Source organism: Streptomyces sp. NPDC058284, assembly GCF_042881135.1.
Classification (GTDB): domain Bacteria; phylum Actinomycetota; class Actinomycetes; order Streptomycetales; family Streptomycetaceae; genus Streptomyces.
Genome location: NZ_JBHVYE010000012.1, coordinates 128113 through 146729, shown reverse-complemented (window position 1 = coordinate 146729; position 18617 = coordinate 128113). Strand labels below are relative to the sequence as shown.

Here is an 18617-nt window from a genome sequence, read left to right as displayed (position 1 = left end):
CTCCCGCTTCACGCGGCACCCACGCGCCCCATCGCACCCGTGCCGCACCCGTGCCACACCCTTGTCCCGGAATTCCCGCGGTCTTGGCACAAGCTTCGCTTTCGCGCTGCCGGGCACCCGGCACCACGTACGCTCGCTGCCGGGGGAAACCACCCCGAGCATGCACCCAACCGCGGAAGTGAGGCGGCCCGAAGATCATGGACAGTGCCGAGTACGAGCGTAGGATCGCGGCCCGGTTCGCCACCTTCGACCAGGACGGCAACGGCTACATCTCCCGTGAGGACTTCAGCACGGCGGCCGCCGCCCTGTGCGCGGAGTTCGGCGCGACGGCCCGCTCCGAGCAGGGGCAGGCCCTCTACATCGGGGCCGAGGCGTTCTGGCAGGGCATGGCCGGCATCGCGGACCGCGACGGGGACCAGCGGATCACCAAGAGCGAGTTCGTGGGCGGCGCGGTGAAGCGGCTGCGGGACAACCCCCAGCGGTTCGCCGAGATCGCCCGGCCGTTCCTGGACGCGGTGATCGTCGTGGCCGACGGCGACGCGGACGGCGCGGTGACGCCCGAGGAGGCCGGGCGCGCGCTCAAGGCGCTCGGGGTGGACGAGGACGTCGCCGCGGGGTCGGCCGCCGCACTGGACGCGGACGGCGACGGCCGGGTCACCGAGCAGGAGATCGTGCAGGCCTTCGCGGAGTACTTCACGGTCCCGGAGTAGGCGTGCGGCAGGCGGCGCGCGTCAGTTCTCCGAGAAGCGTTCGCGCAGCTTGTACTTGAGGACCTTGCGCAGCGTCTCGTTGCGGGGGAGCGCCTCGACCAGCTCCAGCTGTTCCGGCAGCTTGTAGGTGGCGAGGCCTTCCCCGCGCAGGTACGAGGTGACGGCCGCCAGCGTCAACCGAGCGGTGCCCGCCCGTGGTTCGACCACCGCGCAGACGCGTTCCCCGCGCTCGGGATCGGGCAGGCCGACGACCGCGGCCTCGCCCACGGCCGGGTGCCGGTGGAGCAGGTCCTCGATCTCCTTGGCGGAGATGTTCTCGCCCTTGCGGATGATGACGTCCTTCGCCCGCCCGGTGAGCACCAAGTGCCCCGTCGGCCTGAGGTGGCCGAGGTCCCCGGTGATCAGGAACCCGTCGGCGTCGAAGACGGCCGCGCTCTGCGCCGGGTCCAGGTAGCCCCGGCAGACGGCCTCCCCGCGCAGCCGCACCTCGCCGTCCGCGCCGGGCGGCAGCTCCTTGCCCTCGGTGTCGGTGACGCGGATCTCCATGCCGGGCGGGGGCAGCCCCTCGGTCGTCGCGAGGTTCTCCGCGGTGTCGTCCGGGGCGCCCATGGTGATCATCGGCACCTCGGTCATGCCGTACCCGTGCGTGAGCCCGCACCCCATCTCGCGCACCACCGCGTGATAGATCTCCGGCGGCTTGGGCGCGCCGCCGCCCGCGAGCAGGCGCAGGGTCGGGATGAGCTCCTCGCCCGGGGGCAGTTGGCGCTGTTCGGTGAGGAACATCGAGTAGAACGCCGTCGACCCGCCCGCCACGGTCACGCCGTGCCGCCGGTAGCCGTCGAGCGCGGCGGGCAGCGCGAAGTGCTCGAACATGACCGCGGGGAAGCCGTAGAGCAGCAGCATCACGGTGTAGTCGAGCCCGCCGATGTGCGCGAAGGGGAACGCCATCGAGCCGACGTCCGACGCGCTCAGACGCAGGGCGTGGGCCAGGCACGAGCCGCCCGCGATCAGCGAACGGTCGGTGTGGAGCACGCCTTTCGGGTCGGACGTGGTGCCCGACGTCCAGTAGATCCAGCGCACCGCCGTCCCGTCGGAGGGCGGCGGGGGCAGTACGGACGGATCGCCGTCGGGCAGCGACTCGTACCCGTCGAAGACCTCGAACCGCCCGCCGCCACCAAGCCGGTGGGCCATCTCCATGTGGTCGAAGCCGCGCCAGACGCCGGGCACCGCGAAGAACTCCGCCCGCGACTCCCGGAGCGCGAAGCCCACTTCGCGGTCGCGGTGGAAGGGGATCAGCGGCGACTGGACGGCTCCGAGACGGGCGAGCGCGAAGGAGAGCAGGACCGTCTCGATCCGGGTGGGCAGCTGCCAGGCGACGACCGTGCCGGGCCGCACCCCCATGGCGTACAGACCGGCGGCGACGCGCTCGGCACGCTCGCGCAGCCCGCCGAAGGTGAGTGCGCGGTCGTCGGCGGGGTGGGCCGCGGCCTGGATGAGCACCGGCCGCTCGGGGGTGAGCGCGGCGCGGCGCGCGATCAGCCCCCAGAGCGTGCGGGACTCACCCAGTTCGTACGCGGTCTCGTTCCGCTCGTACGCGGTCCCGTTGCGCGCGGCGCTCATGCGGCCCCCAATCCCGTTGCCCGCGACAGGAACTGACGGGCAGTCAGCTTGTCCAGTGAGCGTAGGCCCGGGCGCCTTGTCGGTCCAGGGGTGCGGGGCTAGCCTGCGCTCTGACGGTACGTCAGCTGTCACGCATCGCCCCCGCCCGATCCCCTCCCGGACCCGTAGGAGCCGCATGGACCTCACGTACACCGACGAGGAGGAAGCCTTCCGGGCCGGGCTGCGCGACTGGCTCGCGGTGGTGCTGCCGAAGCTCCCCGCCAAGCCCTCGCCCCAGGACTGGCCCGGCCGCCGCGCCTACGACACCGCGTGGCAGCGCATGCTGTACGACGCGGGCTACGGCGACGTGCACTGGGACGCCTCCCCGACGCAGCGGCTCATCTTCCTGGAGGAGACGGAGAAGGCGGGAGCGCCCTACGTAGGGGCCAACTTCGTTGGCCTGCTGCACGCGGGACCGACCATCGCCAGTGAAGGCACCCCCGAGCAGCGCGCACGCTGGCTGCCGCCCGTGCTGCGCGGCGACGAGGTGTGGTGCCAGGGGTTCAGCGAACCCGAGGCCGGGTCCGACCTCGCGGCACTGCGCACGCGCGCGCGGCGCGAGGGCGACCACTACGTGGTGAGCGGGTCCAAGATCTGGACCTCCCACGCGGAGGTGGCCGACTGGTGCGAGCTCCTGGTGCGCACGACACCGGTGAGCGAGGCGGTGCCCAAGCACCGCGGCATCACCTGGCTCGCGATGCCGATGGACGCCCCCGGGATCACCGTGCGGCCGCTGCGCACCCTCGCCGGGTCGACGGAGTTCGCGGAGATGTTCCTCGACGAGGTGCGGGTGCCGGTGGCGAACCGCGTGGGCGAGGAGAACGACGGCTGGCGCGTGACGATGGTGACCCTCTCCTACGAGCGGGGCACCGCCTTCGTGGGGGAGGTGGTGGCCTGCCGCCGCGTCCTTGGCGAGCTGGCCCGCGAGGCGCGCGGGAACGGCCGCTGGGACGACTCGGCGCTGCGGCGCAGGCTGGGCCGGCTGAGCGCCGAGTTCTCGGCCCTGTGGCGGCTCACGCAGTGGAACGTGAGCGAGGCGCAGCGCACGGGCGGGGTCCCCGGCGTGGGCGGCTCGGTCTTCAAGCTGCGCTACTCGCACGCGCGCCAGGAGCTGTACGACGCCGCGGCCGACGTGCTCGGCGCGGGCGCCCTCGACCTCGGGCAGGAGTGGACCCTGGACCGCCTCTCCTCCCTCTCGTACACCATCGCCGCGGGCACCTCGCAGATCCAGCAGAACATCGTGGCCGAGCGCATCCTCGGCCTGCCGAAGGGCCGGTGAGGGGGCGCGTGGACTTTCAACTGACTGAGGACCAGCGGGCGTTGCGGGCCGGGGTGCGGCAGCTCCTGGAGGGGCGGTTCGTGCTGCGGGAGGCCGCGGACCGGGTGGACCGGGGACTCTGGCGCGAGCTGGGGGAGGCCGGGTTCTTCTCGCTCGCGCTGCCCGAGGAGGAGGGCGGGGTCGGACTGGGGCTCCCCGAGGCCGTGTTGATCTTCGAGGAGGCGGGGCGCGCGCTGCTGCCGGGGCCCGCGGTGGCGTCGTTCCTGGCGGCGGGCGTCGTGCCGGGCGCCGCGTCGGGGGACGTCGTGGTGACCGCGGTCGACGGGTCGCTGGTGCCGTGGCTGGAGGAGGCGGACGTGGTGCGGGGCGATGTGACCGGCGCCGTGCCGCTGCGGTCCGTCGACCCGCTGACACCGCTGCACCGGGTGCCGGACGCCGGGAACCTCACCGGCGGCGCCCTCCTCTACGCGGCGGAACAGCTGGGCAGCGCCGCCCGCACCTGCGAGGCCGCCGTGCAACACGCGTGTCGGCGCGAACAGTTCGGCCGCCCGATCGGCGCGTTCCAGGCGGTGAAGCACCTCTGCGCGCAGATGCTGGTGCGGGCCGAGCTGGCCCGTAGCGCTGTGTACGCGGCGGCCGTCACCGGCGACGTGCTGGACGCCTGCGCCGCCAAGCTGCTGGCCGACGACGCGGCCGTGCGCAACGCGCGGGACTGCCTCCAGGTGCACGGCGGCATGGGGTTCACCTGGGAGGCGGACGTGCATCTGCACCTCAAGCGGGCCTGGGTGCGGGCCGAGCTGGGGCGGACGGCGCGGGACGCGGAGGAGGAGCTGGCCGCGGCGCTCTGAGGGGCGGTCCCGGGAGCCGGTCCCGGAGCCGGACCTGGAGCCGGTCCGGAGGCCGGTGCGCGAGCCGGGCCGGGGGCTGTTCCGGGGTGGATTCGGCGGGGTGCCAAAAATTGGTCTGTCCGATATCGTGCGCTATGTGCGTTGTTTCGTCGGTCGAAACCCTTCTGCATGAAGGCTACTGAGCGTCGATATCGGGTTGTGTCCTACGCGTGACTCGTCACGGCATGGAGTCAGTGCCCGGCTCGGGTACCTTGTGTGGGATGCGAGTGGTTCAGAGATGGAGCCATGCCGGTGTTGCCCATGCGGCGGCCCCGGGCCCGGCGATGCGCGCCGCTCGCAGTGCAGGGCGGGGTTTCACCCCCGTCTGTTCGACCCCCTGCGGTGCGCGTCGCACAGTATGCAGTACGCGTACTCCTTCGCGCTGGAATATGCCCGAAGCGCTTGTTGGGGTGACTGAACGTCAATCATGCTGTCTCCCAAGGGGATCACGTTCCGTGACCCTGTGGAGTCGCGAGGCGATGTGTCCGCCGGTTCGGATGGTGTGAGCGGTGCAGGTGCTTCAAGTTCAGCTGGAGGTCGGGGCTGACCCCGCCGAGGTGGGACGGGCCAGGCGGTGGGCCCGTTCACGGCTCGCGGGATCAGGGATAGAAGCCGACGAGCCGGTTGCCGAGACCTTGATCCTGTTGATCTCCGAGCTCGTGACCAACGCCGTTGTGCACACGGGCTGTCCGGCCGTCCTGCGCATGCTGCTCCCCGGCGTCCCCGCCGACGTGCCGGGGACGGTCCGGGTCGAGGTGGCCGACAGGAGCTCCCGGCCGCCCGCCCAGCGGCACGCGGAGGGCGACGACACCAACGGCCGCGGCCTTGAGCTGGTCGATGGACTCGCCGACCGGTGGGGCTGGCAGCCCGAGGGTTCGGGCAAGAGCATCTGGTGCGAGGTGGACCGGTGTGACGCCGGTGTGCCCGCGGCGACGTTCGAGGGGGTGACCCACGACGGGACGCCCTGCGACGCCGCGGCCTACGAGGTGACCCAGGTGAAGCCGCGCGGCATGACGGCGTGCGACGGGGCGGCCTACGGCGCGGCGGCCTACCGCCGGGTGGCGTACGGCGACGTCGACGTCGCCTACGAAGCGGTCTGAGGGCGTCGCCCACGAGCGGTCTGAGGGCGAGCGGGCCGTACGCTCCGCCCGGCCCGCCGGTTCGCGAGCCCGCATGCGCCGCCGTGTGCCTCGGTGCGCACGCCGATGCGCGGGTGGACAAGGCGGGCGACAGGGCGCCAATCGCCAAGTGGGTGTTGACGTAGCGTGTTCGATTGATCACGCTGGTGTGCAGCGATTCGCCGCGAGGGGACGTCGAGGGCGCTCTGTGACGGAGGTCCTCGGCGAGGTGTGAGTCGCGATTTCGGCGCCGTTCCCTTCGCGGCCGTACGGGACGCGGAGTCGAGCGCCGGAGCCGGACGGCGGCGTGCGCGGCGGCGCGCTCGGGGCGAGAGCCGACGCGCCGCCGTCCGGAATGCGCTGGGACGGACGTGCGGACGTGCTGTCCGCGGCGCGAGGTGTCAGAGCACGGCGACCGGGGCGACCGGCGTGCCGGTTCCGCCGACGAAGGGCTCCGGCATCGCGGAGAGCAGGAAGGAGTGCCGGGAAAGTTCTGCACAGGCTGTGGACAAGTTTTCCAGATTCCAGTTCTGGCCCTGCAGCATCCCCATCTCGACCAGGTCGAGCGCGTGCACGGGCAGCCACAGGTTCTCGATCTCCGGCGGGAAGATCTCGAAGGTCAGCGTGTCGTTGGCGACGGCCGCCACGTCCCGCGCGTGGAACCACTCGGGCGTACGCAGCGAGAGTCCGGGCGACGGGTAGGCGTACGCGTGTTTGTCGCCCGCCAGATAGACCTGGACCTGCCCCGTGCGGACGAGGACGATGTCGCCCGCGCGGACCGTGACCGCGCCGAACTCCGCCGCCTCGTCCAGGTCTTCGGGCGTGACCGCGTGATCGCCGGGCAGCCGTTCGAGCCCCTTGGCGCGCGCCACGTCCAGAAGTACGCCGCGCGAGACGATGTGCCGCGCCTTGTCGATGCCGCCGAACTGCGCGCCGGTGTGGGCGGTGATGGTGTCCGCCGGGCGGCCGTTGTAGATCTTCCCCGAGTGCGACACATGTGTGAGGGCGTCCCAGTGGGTGGCCGTCTGGAGTCCCATCGTCACCGCGTCGTCGCTGGTGGCGACCGTGCCGGGGCCGAACAGCTCCTGGTTGATCTGCACCATCGTGTGCAGGGGGTTCACCCGGCCGGGGATCATGCCCGTCTGCACGCCGTCCTCCTTGAGCGGCAGCGCGAGCGGCACGCGGCGCCCGGTCCTGACCTCGCCCGCGGCCGCCCGTACCACGTCGTCGGTGACGAGGTTGAGCGTGCCGGTCTCGTCGTCGGGCCCCCAACGCCCCCAGTTGTTCACGCGTTTGGCGATGTCGTGGAATTCCGCCGGCAGTGCGTCGGGACGTGACATGGGTCCTCCGCGGGGCTTGTCTTCCGGTGTCTGACGGGTCATAGAATCTAACGGTCCGTCAGAAACCGCGGGAAGGGGCCGGGCGTGGGGAACTTCTTGGCAGGCAAGGTGGTGGCCGTGACCGGCGCGGGGCGCGGCATCGGCAGGGCCGTCGCGCTCGCCGCCGCGGCCGAGGGGGCGAAGGTCGTCGTCAACGATTACGGCGTCTCCATGGCGGGCGGCGAACCGACCAGCGAGGTCGCCGACGCCGTGGTCAAGGAGATCCGGGCGGCGAGCGGCGAGGCCGTCGCCGTCGCCGACGACATCTCGACCATGGCGGGCGGCCAGCGGATCGTCGACGTGGCGCTCGCCGAGTACGGGCGCGTCGACGGAGTGGTCTGCGTCGCCGGGATCCTGCGGGAACGGATGCTGTTCAACATGTCCGAGGAGGAGTGGGACCCGGTCGTCGCCACGCACCTGAAGGGGACGTTCACCGTCTTCCGTGCCGCGTCCGCGGTGATGCGGAAGCAGGGCTCCGGCACCTTGATCGGCTTCACCAGCGGCAACCATCAGGGCTCCGTCGCGCAGGCCAACTACAGCGCCGCGAAGGGCGGGATCATCTCGCTGGTACGGAGCGCGGCGCTGGGCCTGCACAAGTACGGGGTCACCGCCAACGCCGTGGCCCCCGTCGCCCGTACGCGGATGTCCGCCAACGTACCGATGGAGCTGAAGGAGATCGGGGAGCCCGAGGACGTCGCCGCCCTCGTCGTCTACCTGCTGAGCGAGCGGGCGCGCGCGGAGGAGATCACCGGGCAGGTCTACACGATCGCGGGCCCCAAGATCGCCGTCTGGGCGCAGCCGCGCGAACTGCGCGCCGGGTACGCCGACGGGGCGTGGACCCCGCAGAAGATCGCCGACTTCCTGCCCGGCACGGTCGGGACCGACCCGATGCCGATGCTGGCGCGTCTTGAGGCCATGGCGAAGGCGGCGGCGGCCAAGGAGCGGCCGAACGCGTAGGCGGTACGGGCGTGGTGGCGCGGGGCCGGACACGGGTGGAGTGGGAGGCGGGACGGTGGAGTTCGGTTTCGGACCCGAGGACGAGGAGTTCCGCGCCGAGGCACGGGCGTGGCTCGCCGAGCACCTCGTCGGCGACTTCGCGTCCGCGGCGGGGCGCGGTGGGCCGGGCAGTGAGCACGAGGGGGGTGAGGTGCGGCGCGCGTGGGAGCGGGAGCTGGGGCGGGGCGGGTGGATCGGGCTCGGGTGGGACGCGGGTGCGGGTGCGGGTGCGAGTGCGGGTATGGGTACGGGTGCCCGTACGGGGGTTTACGGGAATCGGGTCGGCACGCTGACGCAGCAGGTCGTCTGGGCGGAGGAGTACGCGCGGGCCAGGGCGCCTGGACGCTACGGGCACATCGGCGAGAACCTCCTCGCGCCGACGCTGCTCGCCTACGGCAGCCAGGAGCAGCGAGACGAGTTCCTGCCGCCGATCGCGCGCGGCGAGGCGCTGTGGTGCCAGGGGTACAGCGAGCCGGGGGCCGGGTCCGACCTCGCGGCGGTGCGGACGCGGGCGGAGCGGGACGGGGCGGAGTTCCGCGTCACGGGGCAGAAGATCTGGACGTCGTTGGCGCGGGAGGCGGACTGGTGCTTCGTGCTGGCGCGTACGGGGGGTGGGGGCGGGGATCGGGCCGGAACCGGGGGTGGGGCCGAGGGTGGGGCCGGGGCTGGGCGGTCGCGTCGGCACGCAGGGCTTTCCCTGGTGCTGGTGCCGATGGATCAGCCCGGGTGCGTGGACGTACGGCCCATCCGGCAGCTCACCGGGACCAGTGAGTTCAACGAGGTCTTCTTCGACGGCGCACGCGCGCGTGCGGCGCATGTTGTGGGCGGCGTCGGCAACGGGTGGCGGGTCGCCATGGGTCTGCTCGGGTTCGAGCGGGGCGTCTCCACGCTGGTGCAGCAGATCGGCTTCGCGCAGGAGCTGGGAGAAGTGGTGCGGGCGGCGCTCGACTCCGGGGCGGTGGAGGACCCCGTGGTGCGGGAGCGGCTGGTGCGGCAGTGGGCGGAGTTGCGGGTGATGCGGTGGAACGCGTTGCGGACGTTGGGGTGTTCGGGGGGCGTGGGCGGGGGCGGGGGTGTGGGCATGGGCATGGGGGGCTTAAGGGGTGCAGGGGGCTCTGGGGGTGGGAGTGGTGCCGGGGGTGGGGCCGTCGGGGCACCCAGTGTCGCCAAGCTTCTGTGGGGGCGGTGGCATCAGCGGCTCGGGGAGCTGGCCATGGCGGTGCGGGGGGCGGCGGCAGCCGTGGGGCCTGCCGACTGGGACCCCGCCGCGCCGTACGAACTCGACGCCCTGCAACGGCTCTTCCTCTTCAGTCGCGCCGACACCATCTACGGCGGCTCGGACGAGGTGCAGCGGAACATCATCGCCGAGCGGGTGCTCGGTCTGCCGAGAGAGGCCGGAGGGCCTCGGTGAGGGGAGCGCGCCATGAGAGGTGTCGTCTTCGACGGGACGCGGGTCGAGGTGGTCGACGACCTGGAGATACGGGAACCGGGGCCGGGGGAGGTGCTCGTCGCGGTCGCCGCGGCCGGGCTGTGCCACAGTGACCTCTCGGTGATCGACGGGACCATTCCGTTTCCGCCGCCCGTGGTGCTGGGGCACGAAGGGGCGGGGGTCGTGGAGGCGGTCGGGTCCGGTGTCACGCATGTGGCGCCCGGGGACCATGTGGCGCTCTCCACGATCGCCAGCTGCGGGGCGTGCGCGGACTGCAACCGTGGCCGCCCGACCATGTGCCGCAAGGCCATCGGAACTCCGGACCAGCCGTTCACGCGGGGCGGCAAGCCGGTGTACCAGTTCGCGGCCAACTCCGCCTTCGCGGAACGCACGATCGTCAAGGCGGTGCAGGCCGTCCCGATCGCGGACGACATCCCGCTGACCTCGGCGGCACTGATCGGGTGCGCGGTCGTGACCGGGGTGGGGGCCGTCCTGAACCGGGCCGCGGTCGGCCTCGGCGACTCGGTCGTCGTCATCGGGACGGGCGGGATCGGGCTCAACGTGCTGCAGGGGGCGCGGATCGCGGGGGCGTCGCGGATCGTGGCGGTCGACGCGAATCCGGAGAAGGAGGCGGTGGCCCGGCAGTTCGGTGCCACGGACTTCTTCCCGTCCACGGCAGGGGTGCGGGGGATCCTGCCCCAGGGGGCCGACCACGCCTTCGAATGTGTGGGCCGGGTCGAGCTCGTCCGGGAGGCGATCGACCTCCTCGACCGGCACGGGCAGGCCGTCCTGCTCGGCATGCCGGGAGCCGCCGCGGAGGCGTCGTTCGTGGTCGCGTCGATGTTCCTGGACAAGTCGATCCTCGGCTGCCGCTACGGGAGCGCACAGCCGCAGCGGGATTTCGCCCGGTACGCGGAGCTGTACCGGGCCGGCCGACTGCTCCTGGACGAACTGGTGACGGCGACGTACCCGGTGGAGGACTTCGCGAAGGCGGCGGAGGACGCGGGGGCGGGGAGGGTGGCGCGGGGGGTGCTGACGTTCTGATCTTTTCGGGCGGGGGCGCCTTGGGCGGGGTGCGCCTGTTGTGCGGTTGTGGGGCGGGGCCGCGGGGGTATGTGCGTACTCGCTATCCCTGCGTCACGCTGCACGAACAACGGGGCTATAGCGTGCTCGGTGCTCCGTTCGCACATACCCCCACGTCCCCTCCGGCCGGTTTCGCGGCTGCGGCCCGGTGGTGGTGCACCTGCCCCGGGGGCCGTTCTCGGCTGCGGGCCGGTGGGGGGCTCGCTGCCTCGACTCCCGCCGTGCGCCGCGGGGGCGACGCTCACCCGTCCGGGTCGGCGTGGTCGGGGTGTTGCAGGCCGGGGCCATGCTCACCCGGAACCTGTCGCTGCGCGAGGTGCTGCCGCCCAGCGCCCTCGCCGCGGGCTACTCGGTGATGTACGCGTCCGTGCGCGCCGGATACGCCGCCGGCGGGTCACTGGCGGGCGGACTCCTGAACGTGGTCGCGCCGGCCACGGCGATCCTCGCGGGCGTGGGCCTCGGCGTCGTGCTGACGCTGATCGGCGTCCTCGGAGAGGTGAAGCCCGCGCCGGCCGGGGACGCGGCCCGCGGCGACATCGCGGAACGTACGGCGGTAGGTGGTGGGAGTGACCCCGAGCGCGGCCTGTAGGTGCTGCCGCATCGACTGGGCCGTGCCGAAGCCCGCGTCCCGCGCCACCTGGTCGACGGAGAGGTCCGAGCACTCCAGGAGGTGCCGCGCCCGTTCCACGCGCTGCTGCGTCAGCCACTGGCCCGGACTGATCCCCACCTCCTCGCGGAACCGCCGGGTGAACGTGCGGACCGACATCGACTCCTGCTCCGCCATGTCGCGCAGTTGCAGCGGCCGGTCGAGATGGCCGAGCGCCCAGGCCCGCGCGGTCCGCGTGGTCGCCGACCGCGGCTCGGGAACGGGGCGTTGGATGTACTGCGCCTGGCCGCCGTCGCGGTGCGGCGGTACGACGGTGCGGCGGGCCACCTCGTTGGCGACCGCGGTGCCGTGGTCGCGGCGTACGACATGGAGGCAGAGGTCGATGCCCGCGGCCACGCCCGCCGACGTCAGGACATCGCCGTCGTCGATGAACAGCACGTCCGCGTCCACCTCGACCGCGGGGAAGAGCTTCTGGAAGTGCTCCGCCGATGACCAGTGCGTGGTCGCGGGGCGGCCGTCGAGGCAACCGGCGGCGGCCAGGACGTAGCCGCCCGTGCAGATGGCGACAAGGCGTGTGCCCGGCCGGATGTGAGCGAACGCGGCGGCCAGTTCGGGGGTGAGGCTGCCCTCCTCGTACACCGGGCCGAGTTCGTACGAGGCCGGGATCACGACCGTGTCCGCCGTGGCCAGGGCCTCGGGGCCGTGCTCGACCAGGATCGCGAAGTCGGCGTCCGTGCGGACGGGGCCCGGCGGGCGGACCGAACAGGTCACCACCTCGTAGAGGTGGTGCATGTCGGGGGTGCGTGCGCCCTTGAAGATGCGCTGCGGGATGCCGAGTTCGAAGGGGATCACACCGTCCAGGGCGAGCACGACGACGCGGTGCCTGTCCGGGCGGGCGGACGCGGCTGCGGGCCCGGCTCCGGGTTCGAGTGCGGATTCACCGGCAGGCAGGGGCATGGCCCGATCCTAGCGAATGCTGTCCCTCGGGCCACTCGTTCGGGATGGATCAACTCCCGATGCTGGATGACGTGACCCAGACAACCGAGACGACCGAGCGGACCTCCTCCCCGCCGACCGCGCCCGAGCGCCGTACGCCCCGTATCCACCGTGCCTGGTTCGTCGCTGCCGTCACCTTCGTGACGATCATCGGCGCCGCCGCGTTCCGCTCGCTCCCCGGTCTCCTCTTCGACCCGCTGAAGGAGGATTTCGGCTGGTCACGCGGTACCGTCGGGCTCGCGGTCTCCGTCAATCTCGCGCTGTACGGGCTGACCGCGCCGTTCGCCGCGGCGCTGATGGACCGCTTCGGCATCCGGCGGGTCGTCGCGTTCGCGCTGGTCGTCATCGCCTGCGGCTCCGGCCTGACCGTGTGGATGAACTCCGCCTGGCAGCTGCTGCTGTGCTGGGGACTGCTCGTCGGGCTCGGGTCCGGATCGATGGCGCTCGCCTTCGCGGCCACCGTCACCAACCGGTGGTTCACCGAACGGCGCGGGTTCGTCAGCGGCATCCTCACCGCGGCCTCCGCCTCGGGCCAGTTGATCTTCCTGCCGCTGCTGTCGTGGATCGTCGAGACGTACCGGTGGCGGCCCGCCGCCGTGACGGTCGCGCTCGCGGCCCTGGCGGTCGTCCCCTTCGTATGGCTGCTGCTGCGGGACCACCCGGCCGACGTGGGCCTGAAGCCGTACGGCTCGAAGGAGTTCGTGGCGAAGCCGCCACCCGTCCCCGGCGCGGCCCGGCGCGCGGTCACGGCGCTCGTCAACGCCGCCCGCACCGGCCCCTTCTGGCTGCTCGCGGGGAGCTTCGCGATCTGCGGTGCCTCGACGAACGGGCTCATCCAGACCCACTTCGTGCCCGCCGCCCACGACCACGGCATGGGCGTCAGGGCCGCCGCCTCGCTGCTCGCCGTCATCGGGATCTTCGACATCGTCGGGACGGTCGCGTCCGGCTGGTTCACGGACCGCTTCGACTCCCGGCGCCTGCTCGCCGTGTACTACGCGCTGCGCGGCGTCTCGCTGCTCTTCCTGCCCATCCTGCTCGCGCCGAACGTCCACCCGCCGATGATCTTCTTCATCGTCTTCTACGGCCTGGACTGGGTGGCCACCGTCCCGCCGACCCTGGCCCTCTGCCGCGAGCAGTACGGCGACGACAGCGCGATCGTCTTCGGCTGGGTGCTGGCGTCGCACCAGGTGGGCGCCGCTCTGGTCGCGTTCCTCGGGGGGGTGGCGCGGGACGCCTTCGGCTCGTACAACGTGGTCTGGTACGCCTCCGGGGCGCTGTGCGCGGCGGCGGCGCTGATGGTCCTGGTGATCCGGCGGCCCACCGCCCGGACGCAGCCGCTGCTCGCCGTGTGAGCACCCTCGGGCCCGGCTCGGTTCCCTGAGCGGTCAGAGCGTGAAGCGGCCGAACGTGCCGCGGTGGAAGAGCAGCGGTTCCGCGTCGCTCCCGGTCGCGCCGAGGGCGTCCACCCTGCCCACCACGATGAGGTGGTCGCCGCCGGTGTGCACGGCCTGGATCGTGCAGTCGATCCAGGCGGGGGCCCCGGCCAGGCGCGGGGAGCCGGACACCGGCGCCGCGTCGTAGGCCACCCCCGCGAACTTGTCGGCGCCGCTCACCGCGAAGCCGCGGCAGAGCGCGCCCTGGTCGGCGCCGAGCACGTTCACGCAGAAGACGCCGGCGCGTGCGATACGCGGCCACGTCGTCGACGTACGCGCCACCATGAAGGAGACCAGGGGCGGGTCCAGGGAGAGCGAGGAGAAGGACTGGCAGGCGAAGCCCGCGGGGCCCGGCCCGTCGTCCTCGGTGGGTGGCGCCGTGATCACGGTGACGCCCGTCGCGAAGTTCCCGAGCACCCGCCGGAACTCGTTCCGGTCGAGCGGCGCCCGTTCGTCCTCGCCGACCGCGCGCAGCCGAGGGCGCGGCAGCACCTCGACGGGGGCCGTGGTGGTGCTGGCCCCGACCGACCTGAGGTATCGGACGGCGGTGGCCGCCATCCCTGCGTGTCCCATCACACCGACCATTGAAGCTGACGGGCCGTCAGATGTGAAGGGCGCGGCCGAAACACTGCGGACCCACGAGTATCTTCAGCCCCATGAAGCGGGGGAATACGCGTCCGACCTGGAGCGATGGGGATATGCGGGCCGCCGCGGCGGCCTGCGCGGCGCAACTGCCGGTGGCCGGACTCCTGGCGTTCGTGCTGACGCTCGGCGACGACGACTACGGCGTCGGCGGACCCGCCCTGGGCCTTGCCTGCGTGATCCTCTTCGCGCCCCTGCTGCTGCCGGTCCTCGGCCTGGTGCACTCCGCCGTACTGACTCTCCCCGCCGTCGAGCTCGGGCGCAGGGTCGCCGCTCTGTGCGGCCGCGGACCGGAGCAGGGGCGGGAGCTGGAGCTGGAGTGGGAGTGGGAGTGGGCCTGGTCGGTGGGGGGTCTGCTGCCGGTCGGCGCCGCGTGGGCGGGCTTCTTCGCGCTGCTCGGCGCCCCCTTCGCTGGGCCCGCGCTGTGGATCGCCGTGAGCGGCGTCGTCCCCGCGCTGAACATCACGTACTGCCGACGGCGTCGGCGACGCCTCGGCAGGCCCCTGCGCAAGGTCTGGATCATGTCGGGGCTCATCTCGGCCGGTGTGACCGCGACCGCCCTCGGCCTGGCCGTCGCCGCCACGGTGACCGGGCTCATCAAGGAGTACGAGCCACCGCGAGTCGACCCGGAGCAGGTGGCGGGCGCGTGGCGGAGCGAGGACGATGGCGGCGTCCGCTTCCGGTTGTACGCGGACGGCCGCGCCGAGCCCGTCTCCTGCCACGGCGCCGGCGGCACGTGGACGATGGGCACCGACGACTCCCTGGCGCGCCCGACCGTCGTGGTCAGCGACTGCCACGCCCGGCAGGCCTGGCTCGTGGGCGGCACTGCGGACGACCCCGAACTCTTCGTGAACTCGGGCTCGATGGACTCGCCCGACATCGAGATCCTGCGCCGGGAGCGCTGAGATGCTGAGATCCTGTCCTTGAGCGCCGGTGACCTGCCGCTCCCCTGCCGTTCCAAGGAATGAGGGTCAGCGGCCCCGGTACGAGGGTGAGCGGCGGGCCACGAAGGCGGCCACGCCCTCGTTCGCGTCCGCCGTGGTCATGTTGATCTCCTGCGCCGCGGCCTCGGCGGCGAAGGCCGTCGCGCGGTCCGACTCCAGGGAGGCGTTGACCAATTGCTTGGTCATGGCCAGCGCGCGGGTCGGCCCGGCCGCGAGCCGCTCCGCCCACGCCCGCGCCGTCCTCTCCAGCTCGTCGGCCGGTACGACACGGTTGACGAGCCCCAACCGTTCGGCATCGGCGGCCGAGACCGCGTCCCCGAAGAACATCAGCTCCTTCGCCCGCTGTGGCCCGATCAGCCGGGGCAGCAGATACGCGCCGCCGCCGTCCGGCACGAGGCCCCGGCGCACGAACACCTCGATGAACCTGGCGGTCCCGGCCGCGACGACCAGATCGCACGCGAACGCCAGATGGGCCCCGATCCCGGCGGCGGTGCCGTTCACCGCGGCGATCACCGGCTTCTCGCAGTCGAGGACCGCGGCGACGAGCCGCTGCGCGCCCTGCCTGATGGTCCGGGCGACGTCGCCGGGCACCCGCTCGCCCGTGCTCGGCGCCCCGCGCAGATCGGCGCCCGCGCAGAACCCCTTGCCGGTCGCGGTGATCACCACGGCCCGCACCGACGGGTCGCCGGACGCCTCCCCGAGCAGCGCGATGACGCGTTCGCGCTGGTCCCACGTGACGGCGTTCATGGCCTCCGGCCGGTTGAGCGTGATCCACGAGACGCCGTTGTCAGTGGTGTGCAGTATCAATGAGTCGAGGGGGTCGGTGGGATCGGCGAGCGCGGCGGGTTCTGCGGGTTCGGTGGGGCTTTGTGGCTCGGGGGAGGCTGTCATGGGGGAGTGGCTCCGTTTCGCGGGGAGGCGGGCTGGGGGCGCGCGGAGGCGGGCTCGGGTGTGGGCGGGGGTGTGGGCTTGGGTGTGGACCGGGGTGCGGGTGGCGTGGGCCGGGGTGTGGGCCCGGGTTCGGCCGCCACAGGCCCTAGTGGCACGCGGCGAACGCGTCGAGCGCTACCGCCCCTTGGCCGCGCGGCAGCACCATCAAGGGGTTGATGTCCAGCTCCGCGATGTCGTCGCCCAATTCGAGCGCCATCCGCTGCACCCGCAGCACCACCTCGACCAGCGCGTCCACGTCCGCGGGCGGCGCGCCCCTGACCCCGTCCAGCAGGGCCCGGCCCCGCAGTTCGCACAGCATCGCCTTCGCCTGGTCCTCCCCGAAGGGCGGCACCCGCACGGCCGCGTCCCGCAGGACCTCGACGAGCACTCCGCCGAGCCCGACCGTCACGGTCGGCCCGAAGAGCGCGTCGTGCGTGACCCCGACGACCATCTCGACGCCCCGCTCGACCATCTGGCAGACCAGGATGCCGTCCAGCGCGACGCCCTCGTACCGGGCGATGTCCGTGAGCTCGCGGTACGCGTCCCGCACCTGGCTCGCGGAGGTCAGCCCGATCTTCACCAGGCCCAGCTCGGTCTTGTGCGCGAGCTGCGGGCCCGACGCCTTCATGACGACCGGATAGCCGACGAGCCCGGCCGCGCGGACGGCCGCCGCCGCGCTGGTCACCAGCTGCTCCCGCGGCACCCGTATCCCGTACGCGCGCAGCAGCTGCTTCGCCGCGTGCTCGCTGAGCTGCTGGCCGGGCCGCATCAGGGCCTGCGCCTTGCGGAAGGAGGGGGACGGCGTGCGCGGCGCCTCGTCGAAGGGGGAGCGGTAGCCGGCCGTGAAGCGGTGGTGGTCCAGATAGGCGCGCACCGCCGTGATGCAGTTGGCGAAGGTGCGGAAGGTCGCGACGCGCGAGGAGCCGAGGAGCGTCTCGCGGTAGGCGGCCTCGGTGCCGACGGGCGAGCCCCACACCACGCACACCAGCTTGTCCGTCCGCTCCGCCGCGTCCACCAGGTCCTGTGCGAGCTTGTCGCTCATCGGCGGGAAGGGACCGGTGATCGGGCAGACCAGCACGCCCACCGCGGGGTCGGCCAGGATCGCGTCGATGATCTTGCGGCCGCGCCAGTCGCCGACGGGGTGCCCGCCGTTGTCGATGGGGTTGGCGACGTTCAGGTACTCCGGTATCCACTGGTGCAGCTCCGCCTGCCTGGCGTCGGAGAGCGTAGGCAGGGTGAGGCCCGCCTCCGTCGCCAGATCCGAGAAGTGCGCGCCCGTGCCGCCCGAGATCGAATAGACGGCCACGCCGTCGGCCTGCGGCCTGCGGGCCCGTGCGAGGAGCGCGGACGTGTCCTGGAGTTCGTCGAGCCCGTCCACGCGGATCACGCCGAACTGCCGCATCGCCGCGTCCACCACCGCGTCCGCGCCGGTCAGCTTGCCGGTGTGTGAGGCGGCCGTACGGGCGCCGGTCTCGGTGCGGCCGACCTTCACGGCGACGATCGGCACGCCGCGCCGGGCCGCCCGGTCGGCGGCGAGCAGGAAGGCGCGGCCGTCCTTGAGGCCCTCGACGTAGCAGGCGATGGCGCCGACCTCGGGGCGTTCGGCGAAGTAGGAGATGAAGTCGGAGGTCTCCAGGTCGGCCTCGTTGCCGGTGGGCGCCCAGTGGGAGAGGCGTACGCCCAGCTCCTGCATGGTGAAGACGGGGCGGCCCTGGTGGCCGGACTGGGTGATCAGCGCGATGGCGGGGCCTTCGAGGTCCTCGCGGAACTTCTCGAAGGCGTTGAGGTTCGTGTTCGGTCCGAGCAGCCTGAGGCCCGAGCGCTGGACTGCGGCGGCGAGGCGGGCCTGGGCCGCCGCGCCCTCCTCGCCGGTCTCGGCGAACCTCGAGGCGAAGGCGACGGCGAACCGCACCTTCTCCTCGGCGAGCTGCTCGATGACGGGCAGCGGGTCGCCGACCAGGAGTACGGCCAGGTCGACCTGTTCGGGCAGGTCCGCCACGGAAGGGAAGCAGGTGATGCCGAAGACGGCCTTGCGGCTGGGGTGTACGGGGTGCAGTCGGGCGCCGACCCGCTCGGCCCAGGTGATGAGCTGCCGCGTGATGCCGGTGTTGGGGCGGCCCTCGGTGTCCGAGGCGCCCACGACGGCTACGGATCCCGGGCGGAAGAAGCGGTCGAGGTCGGGTACGCCCGCGTACAGCGGCCGGCCGCTGACGTCCAGGTCGTCCGCCGTGACGGCTCTGCCGTGCACTGCGCTGGTTGGGAGTTCGCCGCAGGCCACAACATGCGCGCGGCGGGGGTCGGTGGTGAAGGTGCCGTGAGTCGATCCAAGCATCGGTCCGCCCGCTCCTGTGTGACAGCACTTACCTGACGCACAGTCAGATTACTGAACTGACGCTGAGTCAGGAATGGGGCTGCGGGCAAAGCCTGGTGGCGAGGGGGGCCTCGCCGTGTTCTTGTGCCTCTTGTCGTGCCTCTTGTCGTGCCTCTTGTGGTGGCTTTTGCCGTGGGTCTTGTGGTCAACGGAA

Annotated in this window: 15 protein-coding genes; 9 read left to right on the top strand and 6 right to left on the bottom strand. The window is 72.6% G+C overall.

Going from position 1 to position 18617, the window contains the following annotated elements:
- Positions 1–197: 197 nt before the first annotated feature.
- Positions 198–710: an EF-hand domain-containing protein gene (locus ACFVYR_RS18880; protein ID WP_384253681.1), complete on the top strand. Its 513-nt coding sequence runs from the start codon at positions 198–200 to the stop codon at positions 708–710.
- Positions 711–731: 21 nt separating this feature from the next.
- On the opposite strand, the gene ACFVYR_RS18875 is transcribed toward ACFVYR_RS18880, so the two are convergent.
- A complete protein-coding gene (locus ACFVYR_RS18875) occupies positions 732–2330 on the bottom strand; it encodes a class I adenylate-forming enzyme family protein (protein WP_384253679.1) in 1599 nt (532 codons plus the stop codon).
- A gap of 175 nt (positions 2331–2505) precedes the next feature.
- Between ACFVYR_RS18875 and ACFVYR_RS18870 the strand changes: the two genes are divergently transcribed.
- The 3 genes from ACFVYR_RS18870 to ACFVYR_RS18860 all read left to right on the top strand — a co-directional run bounded on the left by ACFVYR_RS18870 (position 2506) and on the right by ACFVYR_RS18860 (position 5635).
- On the top strand, positions 2506–3648 hold the full coding sequence (locus ACFVYR_RS18870) for an acyl-CoA dehydrogenase family protein (protein WP_384253676.1): 1143 nt from the start codon (positions 2506–2508) through the stop codon (positions 3646–3648).
- A gap of 8 nt (positions 3649–3656) precedes the next feature.
- Positions 3657–4496 carry an acyl-CoA dehydrogenase family protein gene (locus ACFVYR_RS18865; protein ID WP_384253674.1) on the top strand — a complete coding sequence of 280 codons (840 nt, stop codon included), beginning with the start codon at positions 3657–3659 and terminating at the stop codon, positions 4494–4496.
- A gap of 548 nt (positions 4497–5044) precedes the next feature.
- Positions 5045–5635, top strand: a complete 591-nt coding sequence (locus ACFVYR_RS18860; RefSeq protein ID WP_384253672.1) for an ATP-binding protein — start codon at positions 5045–5047, stop codon at positions 5633–5635.
- A 419-nt stretch (positions 5636–6054) separates the two neighbouring features.
- Here the strand turns inward: ACFVYR_RS18860 and ACFVYR_RS18855 are convergent, their stop codons facing one another.
- A complete protein-coding gene (locus tag ACFVYR_RS18855) occupies positions 6055–6993 on the bottom strand; it encodes a cyclase family protein (RefSeq protein ID WP_384253669.1) in 939 nt (312 codons plus the stop codon).
- A gap of 84 nt (positions 6994–7077) precedes the next feature.
- Here ACFVYR_RS18855 and ACFVYR_RS18850 point away from each other — a divergent pair, with 84 nt between their 5' ends.
- The 3 genes from ACFVYR_RS18850 to ACFVYR_RS18840 are packed head-to-tail and all read left to right on the top strand — an operon-like array spanning position 7078 to position 10501.
- A complete protein-coding gene (locus ACFVYR_RS18850; protein ID WP_384253667.1) occupies positions 7078–7989 on the top strand; it encodes an SDR family NAD(P)-dependent oxidoreductase in 912 nt (303 codons plus the stop codon).
- A gap of 55 nt (positions 7990–8044) precedes the next feature.
- Complete coding sequence (locus tag ACFVYR_RS18845; RefSeq protein ID WP_384253665.1) at positions 8045–9439, top strand: acyl-CoA dehydrogenase family protein; 1395 nt, start codon at positions 8045–8047, stop codon at positions 9437–9439.
- A gap of 12 nt (positions 9440–9451) precedes the next feature.
- Positions 9452–10501 (top strand): Zn-dependent alcohol dehydrogenase, encoded by a 1050-nt coding sequence (locus tag ACFVYR_RS18840; protein WP_384253663.1) that lies wholly within the window; start codon positions 9452–9454, stop codon positions 10499–10501.
- A 433-nt stretch (positions 10502–10934) separates the two neighbouring features.
- Here ACFVYR_RS18840 and ACFVYR_RS18835 read toward each other — a convergent pair whose 3' ends face one another.
- Positions 10935–12104, bottom strand: a complete 1170-nt coding sequence (locus ACFVYR_RS18835; RefSeq protein WP_384253661.1) for a GlxA family transcriptional regulator — start codon at positions 12102–12104, stop codon at positions 10935–10937.
- 59 nt (positions 12105–12163) lie between these two features.
- On the opposite strand from ACFVYR_RS18835, the gene ACFVYR_RS18830 reads away from it, so the two are divergent.
- Entirely contained in the window at positions 12164–13495 is a 1332-nt protein-coding gene (locus ACFVYR_RS18830; RefSeq protein ID WP_384253658.1) for an MFS transporter, read from the top strand.
- Positions 13496–13528: 33 nt separating this feature from the next.
- Here the strand turns inward: ACFVYR_RS18830 and ACFVYR_RS18825 are convergent, their stop codons facing one another.
- The gene (locus tag ACFVYR_RS18825) at positions 13529–14149 is read right to left on the bottom strand and encodes a flavin reductase family protein (RefSeq protein ID WP_384253656.1); all 621 of its coding nucleotides are present in this window, start codon (positions 14147–14149) and stop codon (positions 13529–13531) included.
- 83 nt (positions 14150–14232) lie between these two features.
- Between ACFVYR_RS18825 and ACFVYR_RS18820 the strand changes: the two genes are divergently transcribed.
- Positions 14233–15123 carry a hypothetical protein gene (locus tag ACFVYR_RS18820; protein ID WP_384253654.1) on the top strand — a complete coding sequence of 297 codons (891 nt, stop codon included), beginning with the start codon at positions 14233–14235 and terminating at the stop codon, positions 15121–15123.
- Positions 15124–15189: 66 nt separating this feature from the next.
- Here ACFVYR_RS18820 and ACFVYR_RS18815 read toward each other — a convergent pair whose 3' ends face one another.
- Together ACFVYR_RS18815 and ACFVYR_RS18810 are read right to left on the bottom strand one after the other, a co-directional pair.
- A complete protein-coding gene (locus ACFVYR_RS18815; protein WP_384253651.1) occupies positions 15190–16053 on the bottom strand; it encodes an enoyl-CoA hydratase/isomerase family protein in 864 nt (287 codons plus the stop codon).
- Positions 16054–16198: 145 nt separating this feature from the next.
- Complete coding sequence (locus ACFVYR_RS18810; RefSeq protein WP_384253649.1) at positions 16199–18424, bottom strand: acetate--CoA ligase family protein; 2226 nt, start codon at positions 18422–18424, stop codon at positions 16199–16201.
- Between the last annotated feature and the right edge of the window lie 193 nt (positions 18425–18617).

Coding starts and splice junctions, on each gene's coding strand:
- ACFVYR_RS18880 (WP_384253681.1), top strand. CDS start 198: ATGGACAGTGCCGAGTACGAGCGTAGGATCGCGGCCCGGTTCGCCACC.
- ACFVYR_RS18810 (WP_384253649.1), bottom strand. CDS start 18,424: ATGCTTGGATCGACTCACGGCACCTTCACCACCGACCCCCGCCGCGCG.
- ACFVYR_RS18820 (WP_384253654.1), top strand. CDS start 14,233: ATGAAGCGGGGGAATACGCGTCCGACCTGGAGCGATGGGGATATGCGG.
- ACFVYR_RS18830 (WP_384253658.1), top strand. CDS start 12,164: ATGCTGGATGACGTGACCCAGACAACCGAGACGACCGAGCGGACCTCC.
- ACFVYR_RS18875 (WP_384253679.1), bottom strand. CDS start 2,330: ATGAGCGCCGCGCGCAACGGGACCGCGTACGAGCGGAACGAGACCGCG.
- ACFVYR_RS18855 (WP_384253669.1), bottom strand. CDS start 6,993: ATGTCACGTCCCGACGCACTGCCGGCGGAATTCCACGACATCGCCAAA.
- ACFVYR_RS18870 (WP_384253676.1), top strand. CDS start 2,506: ATGGACCTCACGTACACCGACGAGGAGGAAGCCTTCCGGGCCGGGCTG.
- ACFVYR_RS18825 (WP_384253656.1), bottom strand. CDS start 14,149: ATGGGACACGCAGGGATGGCGGCCACCGCCGTCCGATACCTCAGGTCG.
- ACFVYR_RS18835 (WP_384253661.1), bottom strand. CDS start 12,104: ATGCCCCTGCCTGCCGGTGAATCCGCACTCGAACCCGGAGCCGGGCCC.
- ACFVYR_RS18815 (WP_384253651.1), bottom strand. CDS start 16,053: ATGACAGCCTCCCCCGAGCCACAAAGCCCCACCGAACCCGCAGAACCC.
- ACFVYR_RS18840 (WP_384253663.1), top strand. CDS start 9,452: ATGAGAGGTGTCGTCTTCGACGGGACGCGGGTCGAGGTGGTCGACGAC.